Genomic DNA, 12,932 nt, shown 5'->3' on the forward strand with positions numbered 1-12,932 from the left:
CATGCCACGGATCGAGGGAATTATTGGTGTAATTTCCTTAAATGTCCAATCAACCCATCACTGGCCGCTTCGATTAGCTCAATGACCTCAACGAAACCCTGCTTGCCGCCATAATATGGGTCTGGAACATCCCGTTTTGGTAGCTGAGGCGCAAAATCAGCCAGGAAAAGCTTAATTTTGTCATGATATTCCGGTTCAGGAGCCAGGTCTTTCAAGTTGTAATAATTAGACTCATCCATTGCAATAATGAGATCAAACTCATGAAAGTCTACTTCACGAACCTGTCGAGAACGGACAAAGGATAAGTCATAACCAGCCCTTTTGGCTTCTTCCTGAGCTCTTGGATCGGGAGACTCACCAACGTGATGAGCACTCGTGCCTGCTGAATCAACGAACACTCGATCGCTTAATTCCGTTTGGTCGAGTTTATGTTTAAAAATGCCTTCCGCGGTTGGTGAACGGCATATATTTCCGAGACATACGAATAACACTGAAAATCTTGGCATGACTAAGATTTTTCCTTAAATGAGATATGAATTATAGACGGTGCATGCGGTAGAATTGTTCCGCAGCTTCCAGATCTTCCTGAGTATCAACACCCAGTCCAGGCGCTTCGCTGGCCTGTTCTACATGAATCGAATAACCATGAGCCAGTACACGTAGCTGCTCTAGCGACTCCATACGCTCTATCATGGCTGGGGCCATCTTGACGTATTCAGCTAAGAAACCAGCTCTGTAGGCATAGATTCCAATGTGACGCTGGCAGTGCTCAATTTCCTGCACGCGCTGCTCTTCAAAGGCACCACGTTGCCATGGAATTGGCGCACGAGAAAAATACAGTGCTTTGCCATGCTCATCAGCCACAACTTTAACCACATTTGAATTAAAGACTTCTTCCGCATCCGTGATAGGCGTAGACAAGGTTGCCATAGGAAATGCGGTATGCTGATGAAGGTTTTCGGCAACCTGACGAATATTCTCAGGGGATATGAAAGGTTCATCACCCTGAACATTAACCACAATGGTGTCGTCTTTAAGCAATAATTTTTCGCAGACTTCAGCAAGACGGTCGCTACCCGAAACATGATCTTCCCGGGTCATGCAAACATCACCGCCAAACAGTTTAACCGCCTGCTCAACTCGCTTGTCATCAGTTGCCACAACAACCTGTTTAGCATCAGCCATCATGGCTCTTTCATAAACATGCTGAATCATAGGCTTGCCACCAATCATGGCTAGCGGCTTGCCTGGTAGTCGGCTCGAAGCATAACGAGCCGGAATAACAACAATAAAATCCTTAAAGTGCATCAAGTTCCTCGCTTGAGACGTTTCTCGCTTCGTTTTCCAGCATTACCGGAATATCGTCTCGAATGGGGTATGCCAATTTATCAAAGCGACAAATTAGCTCTTCGCTATCTTTTTTATACACCAGGTCGCCCTTGCAAATCGGGCAAACCAGAACATCTAAAAGTTTATGATTCATGCGTTATAGCCTTAATCTGTTCCATTAACGACTGTATAAACTGTTTAGACAGTTTAGCGCTAACGGGTAAAAAATAAAAACGCTCATCAGCAAACGATAGGCATTTCACAGCATCTTTTTCAGTCATGACAATATTGCCCTGAAATGATTCAAAGTCCTGTTCTGAAAATTCATAATGATCGGGAAATGATTGGCTATCAAATTGATAGCCCAGCCCTTCAAGTGTTCGATAAAAGCGCTCTGGATTACCGATGGCTGCCACTGCGGTGAATGGCTCTTGAATCTGCTTGTCGTGCCCATTTATGGCTTGAATAGTATCGGGTTCAAGCACCATGTCCTTTCCATTAACGACAATATAATCAGCACGCTTCAAGCGTGATTGTGGCTCCCGTAATGGACCCAATGGCATTAACAAACCATTACCCAGCTTTCGATGGCCATCAATCACCACAATCTCAATATCGCGCTGCAAAGCATAATGCTGAAGTCCATCGTCACAAATAATGATGTTGCAACCCTGGTCTTCGAGCTCCTTGGCACCACGCGCACGAATCGGGTCAACCACAACAGGTACCTGAGTTCTTCTGCGAATCAAGAATGGCTCATCACCAGATTCAGCCGCAGATATAGATTCAGTTACTGTTAAAGGATAATGTTCAGACTTTCCACCATAACCACGACTAATAAGCCCGGGTTTATATCCCTGGCTTTTGAGAAGTTCGATGAGATAAATGGCTAAAGGCGTTTTTCCGGTACCGCCAACGGTGATATTGCCAATAACAATGACAGGCACATTGAGTTTAGTCGATTTGAAAAGATCAATCCGGTAGAAAGTTCTGCGAAGAAAAACAAGAATCCGTAATAGAAGTTGCAATGGCCATAACAACCAAAGCCACCAGACAGTTTTGCGGTACCACAATGACTCAAAAAACTGTTGGCTTTTGGAAATGGCCATGCCCTATCCTGCTGGTTAATTGGCTGTGCGTTTATTCACTAAACTGCATTTGATAAAGACGAGTATACTCACCATTTTTACCAAGCAGTTCCTGATGGCTTCCTGACTCAATAATCACACCATCTTTTAACACCAGAATTCGATCAGCATTTTCGATAGTTGATAAGCGGTGAGCAACGACAACGGTCGTTCGATCCTTCATCAACTCTTCAAGAGCTTCTTGAATGTGACGCTCAGATTCGGTGTCCAGAGCTGATGTCGCTTCATCGAGAATCAGAATCGGAGCATCCTTAAGCATGGCACGCGCAATCGCAATACGCTGTCTTTGACCACCAGAGAGCATCACACCATTGTCGCCAACTATGGTATCCAACCCTTGTGGAAGTTTTTCAATAAATTCCCAAGCATGAGCGTTTTTAGCGGCCTGAATGATATCTTCATCAGAAACTTCGTCCATGCGGCCGTAGGCGATGTTATGGCGAATGGTATCGTTAAACAGCACTACGCTTTGTGACACGGTGGCAATCTGTTTACGCAACGAGTCGAGCGTCAATTCCTGAATTGGAATCCCATCAATCAATAACTCGCCCTGATTGATGTTATAAAGTCGCTGCAACAGGCTGGCAATAGTACTTTTACCGCTGCCCGACTTGCCCACTAATGCAATGGATTGACCAGCCGGCACATTGAAGGAAATATCATTGAGAACTTTTTCATCAGGCTTATAGCCGAAACTGACGTGTTTAAATTCTATAGAGCCATCTGCCTCGTCAATAACCTTTGTCCCTTCATCTGGCTCATTAGGCAGGTCTAGAATATCGAATACACTCTGCGCGCCAGCGATACCGCGCTGCAAATGTGTATTAACGTTGCTAACTTCTTTTAACGGACGCAGAATCATCGCCATCAGCGTAATAAAGGAAATTAACTCACCCTCTGATATACGGTCATTAAGCATTTCCTGGCTGCCAAAATACATAATGGCTGCAAAACCAATACCGGCAATAAACTGAATAACTGGTGACGCAAGCCCTTTGGTCGCAATCAGCTTCATGTCTTGTTGGCGGTTGCGATTGGCTTGCTTGTTAAAGTTTTCAATTTCGCGCTCTGTACCGCCAAAGATTTTAATAACCTGATTGGCCTTAATGGATTCTTCGGCTGCTCGAGTCACATCACCCACTACGTTCTGAATACTGCTACTAACTTTCTTCAAACGGCGCGCACTGACTTTAATCACCCAGCCAACGACTGGAACCAAAATGAATAAGAATAGTGTTAAGCGCCAGCTGGTAATCGCCATGAAGGTGATGATAAAAATAATGGTTCCACCAGCACGCAAAGCTGATGTGATAGCGTCAGAACTGGCAACGGCAACTTGCTCAGTATTAAAGGTTAAGGTCGATAAAAGATTACCGGGAGCGCGCTTAGAAAAGAATTCGGTCGGTTGGCGTACGAAATGTTCATAGAGCTGTTCACGCAGGGTCTGCACCACTTTGCGGCCCACCCAGCCCATGCAGTAAACCGAGACAAAGTTGAAAACACCGCGCAGCATAATGGCGCCCATAATAAATAGAGGCGTTTTAACCAGCAGGAAATAACTGTCACGCGCTTTAATACCGTCATCGATCAGGTATTTAATCGAATTTACAAAATAGGTTTCTACCAGCGCAAAGAGTATGTTCGCGGTGACGCCAACGATAAAAACCGTTTTGTATTTTTTGGTGAAGCCTAACAGGCGTTTATAAATTTCCCAGCCTGTGTAGTTTTTTGGTTCAGTCATGAGTCGACTAGTCTTGAGTGTCCGATTTCGGTTGTTGCGTAGCTAATGTCAGGTTATTAAAACCTACTTGCCCTGCTGCGTCCATAACGCTAATGACTGCCTGATAAGGCGCCTGAGCGTCTGCATTGATGACCAGCGGCGTTGAAGGATCATTGGCTACCTGCTTAATGGCGTCCTTTATAGTCTCTAGTTGACGATTAATCAAGCCTTCGCCGTTAACAAACACCTCGCCATCCTTGTTAATACTGATTTCAATGGACTCAGGCAGCTTCTCAGCAATTTCACCATTAGCCTCTGGTAAATCAAGACTGATTTTACTCTCTTTCTTAAAACTGGTAGAAACCATGAAGAAAATCAGCAACAAAAACACCACATCAATTAGTGGTGTCAGGTTCAGCTGCAAATCTTCTTTTTTCTTGTTTTGCCACATATTAATTACAAAGCCTGCTCGTTAGTCGGCTTAGTTGCCAGTGAAGATTTCACGTTCGCCGTGTAGAACATCCACCATTTTCAAGGCTTCTTGTTCCATCTCACTGACCAATTCTTCAACGCGACGCGAGAAATGACGGTGCATAACCAGCGTTGGTATCGCCACAGCCATACCAGCAGCAGTGGTAATAAGCGCTTCCGAGATACCGCCAGCCAGAGCATCAGCATTACCCACGCCCTGTACGCGAATCACGGTAAATACGCGGATCATACCGATTACAGTACCTAAAAGACCTAACAGAGGAGTCACCAAAGCAATCGAGCCCAAAGTATTCAAGAAGCGCTCCAAACGCACCACAACCGCACGCCCTGCTTCATTAATACTGGCTTTCATCGCCGCTCGACCGTGCTGATGGTTCAAAAGACCTGCGGTTAAGACTTCACCCAACGCCGAGCTATTCTTCAGATCACGCATCTTGGTCTTGTCGAACTGACCATTCTTAATCCAGGTCCAAACCTGAGCAACCAGGTGTTTCGGCAAAATACGGTTACGTTGCAGGCTCCAGAAGCGCTCAACGATAATACCCATAGCAATCAAGGAACACAGCATGATCGGAACCATCGTCCAACCACCTGTTTTAAGCAGATCAAATAACATGCCGCTTGAGGTAGCAAATAAAGGCATATTTCCCCTCTATATTCGAAAAAGACTGATAAATCACTGGCTTATCATCATTTTATTGCCAGCTTATAGTTTACTTTGGCCAACAGGCCTAATTGTTTGAAAAACAAACAATTCTAAAATTAGGAACCGAACCATTTTGCAGTAGACGCCCAGCAAGAGCAAGAGCTAATTACGCCCAACTGTGACGTGGTTAGGGGGAATAAAGAAGGTGTGTATTTCCGGTAGAGTGCGTCACGACGCACCATAAAACTTGATGATACTGAAACAGTGAGTCACAACGCAACCTTCTACAAGCTTGTAATTCAGTATAAGCCTTTAATCTTTGAGAGCGAGTTTATATACAAGTAAATGTAAGCTCAACTCGCGGGTATTTACCTAAGATATATGGGCCCTCGTTTTCATCTAGTTTTATAACATTTAGTTCTTTATTTTGGGCAGTACAGTATGCCGCCGCCTCTTTTAATGATTCAGTCTTAATGGAACCCGTACCTGAAAACCCAGTAGCTGCTTGCTTAGCAATGAAGTATTTTTCCTCACCGATATTGATGATGCCCGTATTAGACGCACATGAAGCGCTTAAAATTAGCGTTAATAATAAAAATATTTTTCCCATGATTGAGCTCCTAAACGCATAAATTCATATTGAATGGCATTACAACAACAGTCTAATGGCGCAACAGAAAAAGACACCATTAATGTCACGGACTATCTTGATTGTTCATAGTAAATCTTTATCTCCTGCAAAGCGCCTTAATTTACTCTGATTCCATTAATTACATGCTATTTATTCAAAGTGGTTTGAGCAAAGTATAGGAGATCATAGTGTTATCCGCTTTATGTACTACAAATCTAGAATTTTTATATGCGTATATACTCTCTGGTTTATAATCCAAGTAAACTTCTTGAGTAAAGGCATCTCTAGCAAAACCATCAGAAAACTCGCGATAAACAAACATGATTTTTCCTTTAGCAATTCCACCATAAGTCAAAGTTGAAACAAAGCCTCGAAAATTATGCCCACTAATACTTTCAGTAATTTTGTAATTAGGTTTCTTAGAAATATCGGCAATATAAACTGTGCCGTTTGGAGAGTTCTTTAGTGAGTTTTTCCAATGCCAATAAATAGATAAGTCATTGCTGTTTATTTTGCTCATATAGTAGCCACCGACAACGTAATCATTGTCAACTTTAACGTAGTTACCATCTGCTTCAAAAAATAAACCATAGGCATCTTGAGCTACTAATGTGTACGAGCCAGAGCTTGCAAAAACTCTAAAGTTTTTACTTCTATGTGGAGCACTTGTGGCAATATCAGACTCCACTATCAGTTGTTTATGAAGTGGCAATGGAGAAGATGATGTCATTGTATCTCCTACATTGGCTTCCTGCTTAACATTAGTAATAAATACATAGTTTTGACTAATTGGACTTCCTACTTTTGTTTCGATTGGCGTACCGACACAGGAAAATAGTAGCAATGATAAAAATATATATTTAACTTTATTGAGCATATTTGTTTCATGTCATTATTTATGATGAACCTAACATTACATTCTTATTTCTTATTAGTCTACTTTATCAAACTTCACAAGCTTCTTTCCTCCATACCCTCTGCTCATCCCTCCAACGTTTTATGCTTCCGTCATAAGGATTAATGGTGATTTGGCCTGCGCAGCCTGAGTGTTCGCCTTTGATGTTGAATTCCTGATAGCGTTTATAGACGCTGGGATGTGGGATTGGATAGCGGCTGTAGAGTTCGCTGGTGTAGATGACGATTTCAGGATCGACGCGTTTGATGAAGGGATAGGTTGATGAGGTTTTACTGCCGTGGTGTGGGGCTATTAATATATCAGCTTCCAGTTTTGCAAAGACTTCGCTGCTGGCTAGCAGGTACTCTGCGTCTTTTTCGATATCACCTGGAATCAGTAAGCTAAAATCATTGATGGTGATTTTTACCACGCAGGATTGATTGTTGGGTTTGTCGGATACTGCATTTTGTTCGCCATATAAGAACTCTAGTGTTGCATCTTCAAGCTCAATGACCTGCCCTACTTCACATGGCTGACTAGGTTTATCGTACCAGGAGTCGGCGATAATTTGGTCTACTGGAAAGTTTTCGAGAAGTTGGGTAGCGCCACCTGCATGATCATTATCCTTGTGGCTGAGTATTAATGTGTCGATTTTTGAAATACCAAGTGCTCTAAGACTTGGAATGATGTAACTCTCTACTGCGCTGGAGCCTGGACTGGCGTAGCCGGTGTCGTAAAGTATGGCGTGACGGTTGTTGTGCAAAAGTATGGCTAAGCCATGCCCCACATCGAAAACATCGATTGACCATTTAGCTTCTGATAATTCCCTGTCGAGTTTTTGTCCCATCAGCATAATTGCGCTGATTACCAATGTAGAAACTACCAAGGGTCTTTTGATACTTGAGAGTGGTAGCCAGCAAATCATTAAAGCCATGAATAGCAGAATGCCAATAAAAGTTGGAAGAGTTGTGTTAATGACAAACAAGGAAGAACTTCCGATAAGGTCGCTGTTCAAAAGTTCTTTACTGAATTTGAAAAATACACTGACTAATGCATCGAGTTGCTGAAACTGCCAATCGATTCCAATGAGACTCAACAAGAAGCTTAGAAATATGGCTGGCAATAACAGGATGCTGAATAAGGGAATCATGAAGATATTGACCATCATGCCAAGCAGACTGGCCTGCTGAAAATACAACAATGATGGAATGGCCAGCGTTAAAGTTATGGCAACTTGCAGTTTTAATAAACTGTTAAATTTGTGTTTCCAGTTATGGTTTTGTTGACTGCGCCCCATCAGCAATAGACTAATCACCACAACGGCGATAAAGGTCATCCAAAAACTGGCCGATAAGACGCTGAGTGGAAATATCAGTAGCACCAATAACAGTGACCAGATTAAGCCTTCATAAATCGCCGATCGCCTTTGCAGCAGAAAAGCCAAAGCAACCGAACACCACATGATCAAAGCGCGAACCGTTGGAATAGAAAAGTCAGCCATTGCGCTGTAGTTAAAGGCCACTATGCAACTACCCCACAAGCCAACAAACAATGGCGGCCATCGCCTGGTCAGTTTATAACCACTCATCCATCCCCAGAGCGAACGGATAAGCCAGAAACTCACACCCGCGATAATTGAAATGTGTAAGCCTGATATGGCGATCAGATGACTCAGTCCAAGTTTCTGTAAGACGTCTCTTTGCTGATCTGTAATGGATGATTTTTCGCCAATCAACAATGCCTGAAAGATCCCAGCATTGTGTAAGCTGGATAATTGCGAATGCGTCAGTTGCCTGAATTGATGTACGGGATTAGAAGCTTCTGACTTTAATACAAGAAAATCCTGGCGCACATAACCCCGCCCATCAATGCCCTGTTCAAAATAAAATCTCTCCAGATCAAAGCCCGCCATATTGACTGGGCCATGAATTGGCTTGAGCTTGATTTGCATTTGCCATACCTGACCTAATTCGAAAGGACATTCAGATTGATAGAACTTTAGTCGAATTACCCTGCCTAACAGTTTAAATTCATTGGCTTTCTGGATTCGGGCCGTAAACTGACAATACTCGGGATAAATCGCTGGTAATCCAATAACCTCGGCATCTATAATGTGCGCCTGATTGTTGAAGGGCTCCGGTATTTGGCGTTGTAATTGCCAATAAGCGTTGCTGCAAGACCATACAATTCCAAGGCTCAAACCTCCGAACACCAATAGCTTTGTTTTAATTGCTTTGGGGGCTTTTGTTAAGATGCATAAGGCAGTCGAGGCAAGACCAAACACTGCCAGTGCCGATAACAGCGTTGATAATATGATGACATCAAACGACAAGCTTGGAATGAACAGTATAGAGCAACAACCTGCTAATAATGCCAGCGTCCATACAAACATAATGGATAGTCCTTATCCTGATTGTTTTAAAGTGTTAAGTGATTATTAATGCCCCGCAAAATTTTTAAAAAATATTTGCCTGATCATAAGAAGATCAAAGAAAACCGCTATATGAAGGTTTTCGGTAATCTTATACACGATCCCGGCTTATGGCACCTGAACCGTTACAGTGCATCAGGTGCTTTCGCAGTGGGTTTATTTTGTGGCTTTTTGCCAATCCCATTTCAAATGGTCATTGCGGCAGGTCTAGCCATCTATTTCCGCGTTAACCTGCCGATATCAGTTGTTCTGTGTTGGATTACTAACCCTATTACAATGGTCCCCATGTTCTACTTTGCTTATAAGCTGGGTGCATGGATTCTCGGCGTCCCACCCAGTGAGTTTAATTTCGAACTTAGCTTTGCATGGCTTCAGTCTGAACTGGTTCATATCTGGAAACCTTTCCTGCTGGGCTGTTTAATTTGCGGCGGTACTCTGTCTTTAATCGGCTACTACACCATCAGCCTATTCTGGCGCTATCACGTAGTTCGTGCATGGCGCGCACGTCAGACTCGCTGGAAAGAAAAGTTGCTTCATACTTTACATCTTGATCAGTTAAATAAAAAAGATGAAGAAGAAACTGATGAGTCTGAGCCAAAATCAGAAGCAGAGTCTGAAAGCGAAGATTACCGCAAGAGTCATAACGACCATCGCAACGATTGATTGGGATTATGACAAAGCAGTAATTGGAACACTGTGCGAGATTAACTCTCTTTGCATTAAGACATATCCGAGAATTCAACAAGTCGATACAAAAAAGCCGCTGATGACATCAATCTCAGCGGCTTTTTTATTGCAAATTATTCACTACTTATTCAATCGCCATTAAGTGACCATCTTCAAGCTTTAACTGACGCTGCATTTTTGATGCCAGCTCCAGATCGTGGGTCACTGTAATAAAAGTCGTGCCCATTTCCTGATTAATTTCACACATCAGATCATAAACTTTCAAGGCTGTAGCGTGATCTAAGTTACCTGTTGGTTCATCAGCCAATACACAAACAGGCTCATTAGCCAGCGCTCGTGCAAAAGCTATTCGTTGACGCTCACCGCCGGACAATTCTGAAGGCTTGTGACTTTCACGGTTTGTTAGGCCAACTCGTTCGATTAGCGCAGAAGCTTTACGGTAGGCCTGGTCACGATTAGTACCACGAATAATTAATGGCATTGCGACATTTTCAAGGGCCGTAAACTCTGGCAATAAGTGATGAAACTGATACACAAAACCTATATTCATGTTGCGGAACTCACCCTGCGCTTTTGGCTTAAGCTTATGAACATCCTGATCATTGATCAGTACCGTACCTTCGGTAGGTTTATCCAATGCGCCAATAAGATGTAACAAGGTACTTTTTCCGGAACCTGAAGCACCGACAATGGCCAGCTGCTCGCCTCGTTCTACGGATAAATTAAGCGACTCGAGGACGGTTACCTTGCTAGCTCCGTCTTCATAAACACGACTCAAATTCGTTACTTCTATTAAACGATCATTACTCATAACGAAGAGCCTCCGCAGGTTGTGTTTTAGATGCTTTCCAGGAAGGATATAAAGTTGCTAATACGCTTATGGCAAATGCCGAAAGACCAATTTTAATCACGTCATCAGCAATTAACTCTGTAGGCAGGAAGTTTACGAAATAAACGTCTTGTGGGAAGACGCTGACACCAAAAGTCGTTTCTACCCAGCTCACGATATCTGGAAGATTCAAAGCTAATAGAACGCCGAGAATAACACCTGCTAAAGTCCCGATCAGACCATTGATAATACCGCTGGTCATGAATATGCGTAGAATTGAGCCTGGGCTTGCGCCAAGGGTTCTTAAAATGGCAATGTCAGCCTGCTTCTCAGTAACTAACATGACAAGAGATGTGACAATATTGAATGCAGCAACGGCAATGATGAAGGTTAGAAGAATGAACATTATCTTCTTTTCCATATCAATGGCATTGAATAGCGTTTCGTGCTGACGTGTCCAGTCGGTTACAAAATATTGGTGGTCAAGTAATTGGCTGACCTGATAGTTAATGTCATAAACGTTCATGACATTATCGGTTTTAAGTTGCAACGCTGTTACACCTTCTTGGCGCAATAACTGCGCAGCATCATCCATATGGATGAACGCCAGACTCTTGTCAGCTTCTGAACGTGTTTCGAAAATCCCGGTAACGGTAAAACGCTTAGTGCGCATACTGACGCCAGCAAGAGAAATGCGAGTTTCGCTAAGAATTAATAGCGAAACCTTGTCACCAAGATTGATTCCCAGGCCTCTCGCGATTGAGGCTCCTAGAACGATATTATATTCACCAGATTTAATGTCATCGAATGAGCCCATGCTCATGTTATCTTTGACTATCGACACCTCGCCAATTTTGTCTGGCAATATGCCTTGCACCATTCCAAATCGCTCACGGCCCTGGAAACGGAACATGGTTTCAGTCTGAATATAAGGAGATACCCCGATGACTTCAGGGTGTTGTTTAACGGTCTTTTCCAGAGACTGCCAGTCTTCAAGCGGCCCACCTAAACCCTGAACCAGTACATGAGGTGCCATGCCCAGAATACGGTCTCTAAGCTCACGTTCAAAGCCGTTCATGACTGACATAACGGTGATTAACACCATTACACCGAGTGCAATCCCGATCATGGATATGAGTGATATGAAAGAAATGAAGTGGTTACGGCGTTTAGCCCGGGTGTAGCGCAACCCTACAAATAACGAGAATGGCAGTCGCATCAGCTTATCTGGTCAAACAAAGTTGGCGTCATATTGAATGGATCACAATTTGGAGTCAAGTTATCGGTTAAAATTATTAAGTTAGTGCGCTAAATTATTGACACAGCAACCTATTTTTTTGATATTCTAAAGAAAATAACGATTAAGGAGTCGTAAGATGAAAGCATTAAAGGGGTTAGCCATCAGCGTATCATTAGCTGTCACCATGGCTTTTGGGGTAGCAAACGCAGACGAAGTTCGCGTTCCAGTTTCTGAGCAAGGTCAAAATGCTGGTATCGAAGTCCCTAAAAGTGGCGTTACCCAAGCATCTGTTGAGCAAAAGTTTGGGGCACCGCAATCAATTCAAGGCCCTGTAGGCGATCCACCTATCACTAAATGGATTTATTCAGGATTTACCGTTTACTTTGAATATGACCGTGTGATTCACACCGTTATTCATCATCAGTAGGATTTTTTATATAGTCGATTAAACCACGACTCCTACAGTTAGACATATCAAAGCCACTCTTTTGAGTGGCTTTTTTGATCTGATTACTCTTTAAGTTGGGCTAACACATAAGGCGCGACAACCACTGACCAAAATTCAGTTTCAGGCTGGCAGTTAGCTTTCACGAAGTCTATTGGCATGCGCTGAATCTTCTCCGAATCAATCAGGGGTTTAATGGCTTCAGCATTATCCAATGACAAGTCTGCAGCACAGTTAATCAGATCCACCCCCTGCTCTATCAGCAACAAATTACCTTTGGCAAAGAATCGCTCGATTTCTTTCCAGGCGACAACCGCTGTCTCACCATTGAGCTTCATAATTAACTCTTCTCTCGGCGTCAGCTCAGTAAAGCTGTCTGTTTTTTGTTCGTTCTTTAACTGTTCAATCTTATCCGACTCGCTCATGTCTAACCTTTTTT

The 12,932-nt window shown here is 43.1% G+C and carries 14 protein-coding genes and 1 pseudogene; 2 read left to right on the top strand and 13 right to left on the bottom strand.

Translation table 11 applies throughout. The features are described from left to right. Window positions 1-20: 20 nt before the first annotated feature. The 10 genes from CW740_RS06365 to CW740_RS06410 all read right to left on the bottom strand — a co-directional run bounded on the left by CW740_RS06365 (window position 21) and on the right by CW740_RS06410 (window position 9,253). Window positions 21-506, bottom strand: coding sequence for a low molecular weight protein-tyrosine-phosphatase (locus CW740_RS06365; RefSeq protein WP_106646735.1), 486 nt, complete (start codon window positions 504-506; stop codon window positions 21-23). A 31-nt stretch (window positions 507-537) separates the two neighbouring features. Further along, the gene (kdsB, locus tag CW740_RS06370; RefSeq protein WP_106646736.1) at window positions 538-1,308 is read right to left on the bottom strand and encodes a 3-deoxy-manno-octulosonate cytidylyltransferase; all 771 of its coding nucleotides are present in this window, start codon (window positions 1,306-1,308) and stop codon (window positions 538-540) included. Next, window positions 1,298-1,483: a Trm112 family protein gene (locus tag CW740_RS06375; protein WP_106646737.1), complete on the bottom strand. Its 186-nt coding sequence runs from the start codon at window positions 1,481-1,483 to the stop codon at window positions 1,298-1,300. The genes kdsB and CW740_RS06375 overlap by 11 nt, the downstream gene beginning before the upstream one ends. After that, a complete protein-coding gene (gene lpxK, locus CW740_RS06380; RefSeq protein ID WP_106646738.1) occupies window positions 1,473-2,438 on the bottom strand; it encodes a tetraacyldisaccharide 4'-kinase in 966 nt (321 codons plus the stop codon). The genes CW740_RS06375 and lpxK overlap by 11 nt, the downstream gene beginning before the upstream one ends. Window positions 2,439-2,469: 31 nt before the next feature. Next, a complete protein-coding gene (gene msbA, locus CW740_RS06385) occupies window positions 2,470-4,218 on the bottom strand; it encodes a lipid A export permease/ATP-binding protein MsbA (RefSeq protein ID WP_106646739.1) in 1,749 nt (582 codons plus the stop codon). A 7-nt stretch (window positions 4,219-4,225) separates the two neighbouring features. Next, window positions 4,226-4,648 (bottom strand): ExbD/TolR family protein, encoded by a 423-nt coding sequence (locus CW740_RS06390; RefSeq protein ID WP_106646740.1) that lies wholly within the window; start codon window positions 4,646-4,648, stop codon window positions 4,226-4,228. Between the two features lie 30 nt (window positions 4,649-4,678). Continuing rightward, window positions 4,679-5,332, bottom strand: a complete 654-nt coding sequence (locus tag CW740_RS06395) for a MotA/TolQ/ExbB proton channel family protein (RefSeq protein ID WP_018624844.1) — start codon at window positions 5,330-5,332, stop codon at window positions 4,679-4,681. 334 nt (window positions 5,333-5,666) lie between these two features. Continuing rightward, window positions 5,667-5,945, bottom strand: coding sequence for a hypothetical protein (locus CW740_RS06400; protein ID WP_106646741.1), 279 nt, complete (start codon window positions 5,943-5,945; stop codon window positions 5,667-5,669). A 175-nt stretch (window positions 5,946-6,120) separates the two neighbouring features. Then, on the bottom strand, window positions 6,121-6,843 hold the full coding sequence (locus CW740_RS06405) for a hypothetical protein (RefSeq protein ID WP_157826405.1): 723 nt from the start codon (window positions 6,841-6,843) through the stop codon (window positions 6,121-6,123). Between the two features lie 67 nt (window positions 6,844-6,910). Next, window positions 6,911-9,253 carry a DNA internalization-related competence protein ComEC/Rec2 gene (locus CW740_RS06410; protein ID WP_106646743.1) on the bottom strand — a complete coding sequence of 781 codons (2,343 nt, stop codon included), beginning with the start codon at window positions 9,251-9,253 and terminating at the stop codon, window positions 6,911-6,913. Window positions 9,254-9,301: 48 nt separating this feature from the next. Between CW740_RS06410 and CW740_RS06415 the strand changes: the two are divergent. Continuing rightward, window positions 9,302-9,808, top strand: a pseudogene (locus tag CW740_RS06415) (DUF2062 domain-containing protein); the annotation flags it as partial. 295 nt (window positions 9,809-10,103) lie between these two features. Here the strand turns inward: CW740_RS06415 and lolD are convergent. Together lolD and CW740_RS06425 are read right to left on the bottom strand one after the other, a co-directional pair. Beyond that, complete coding sequence (gene lolD, locus CW740_RS06420) at window positions 10,104-10,790, bottom strand: lipoprotein-releasing ABC transporter ATP-binding protein LolD (RefSeq protein ID WP_106646745.1); 687 nt, start codon at window positions 10,788-10,790, stop codon at window positions 10,104-10,106. Further along, window positions 10,783-12,027, bottom strand: coding sequence for a lipoprotein-releasing ABC transporter permease subunit (locus CW740_RS06425; protein WP_106646746.1), 1,245 nt, complete (start codon window positions 12,025-12,027; stop codon window positions 10,783-10,785). Before CW740_RS06425 ends, lolD begins: the two co-directional genes overlap by 8 nt. A gap of 157 nt (window positions 12,028-12,184) precedes the next feature. Here CW740_RS06425 and CW740_RS06430 point away from each other — a divergent pair, with 157 nt between their 5' ends. Beyond that, on the top strand, window positions 12,185-12,475 hold the full coding sequence (locus CW740_RS06430) for a hypothetical protein (protein WP_018624835.1): 291 nt from the start codon (window positions 12,185-12,187) through the stop codon (window positions 12,473-12,475). Between the two features lie 83 nt (window positions 12,476-12,558). Here CW740_RS06430 and CW740_RS06435 read toward each other — a convergent pair whose 3' ends face one another. After that, a complete protein-coding gene (locus CW740_RS06435; protein ID WP_106646747.1) occupies window positions 12,559-12,918 on the bottom strand; it encodes a DUF2288 domain-containing protein in 360 nt (119 codons plus the stop codon). Window positions 12,919-12,932 lie beyond the last annotated feature (14 nt).

The sequence above is a fragment of the Kangiella profundi genome, assembly GCF_002838765.1.
GTDB lineage: Bacteria > Pseudomonadota > Gammaproteobacteria > Enterobacterales > Kangiellaceae > Kangiella > Kangiella profundi.

Bases quoted from the DNA above. Each gene is read 5' to 3' on its own strand.
- CW740_RS06365 (WP_106646735.1), bottom strand. From the start codon at position 506: ATGCCAAGATTTTCAGTGTTATTCGTATGTCTCGGAAATATATGCCGT.
- kdsB (WP_106646736.1), bottom strand. From the start codon at position 1,308: ATGCACTTTAAGGATTTTATTGTTGTTATTCCGGCTCGTTATGCTTCG.
- CW740_RS06375 (WP_106646737.1), bottom strand. From the start codon at position 1,483: ATGAATCATAAACTTTTAGATGTTCTGGTTTGCCCGATTTGCAAGGGC.
- lpxK (WP_106646738.1), bottom strand. From the start codon at position 2,438: ATGGCCATTTCCAAAAGCCAACAGTTTTTTGAGTCATTGTGGTACCGC.
- msbA (WP_106646739.1), bottom strand. From the start codon at position 4,218: ATGACTGAACCAAAAAACTACACAGGCTGGGAAATTTATAAACGCCTG.
- CW740_RS06390 (WP_106646740.1), bottom strand. From the start codon at position 4,648: ATGTGGCAAAACAAGAAAAAAGAAGATTTGCAGCTGAACCTGACACCA.
- CW740_RS06395 (WP_018624844.1), bottom strand. From the start codon at position 5,332: ATGCCTTTATTTGCTACCTCAAGCGGCATGTTATTTGATCTGCTTAAA.
- CW740_RS06400 (WP_106646741.1), bottom strand. From the start codon at position 5,945: ATGGGAAAAATATTTTTATTATTAACGCTAATTTTAAGCGCTTCATGT.
- CW740_RS06405 (WP_157826405.1), bottom strand. From the start codon at position 6,843: ATGCTCAATAAAGTTAAATATATATTTTTATCATTGCTACTATTTTCC.
- CW740_RS06410 (WP_106646743.1), bottom strand. From the start codon at position 9,253: ATGTTTGTATGGACGCTGGCATTATTAGCAGGTTGTTGCTCTATACTG.
- lolD (WP_106646745.1), bottom strand. From the start codon at position 10,790: ATGAGTAATGATCGTTTAATAGAAGTAACGAATTTGAGTCGTGTTTAT.
- CW740_RS06425 (WP_106646746.1), bottom strand. From the start codon at position 12,027: ATGCGACTGCCATTCTCGTTATTTGTAGGGTTGCGCTACACCCGGGCT.
- CW740_RS06430 (WP_018624835.1), top strand. From the start codon at position 12,185: ATGAAAGCATTAAAGGGGTTAGCCATCAGCGTATCATTAGCTGTCACC.
- CW740_RS06435 (WP_106646747.1), bottom strand. From the start codon at position 12,918: ATGAGCGAGTCGGATAAGATTGAACAGTTAAAGAACGAACAAAAAACA.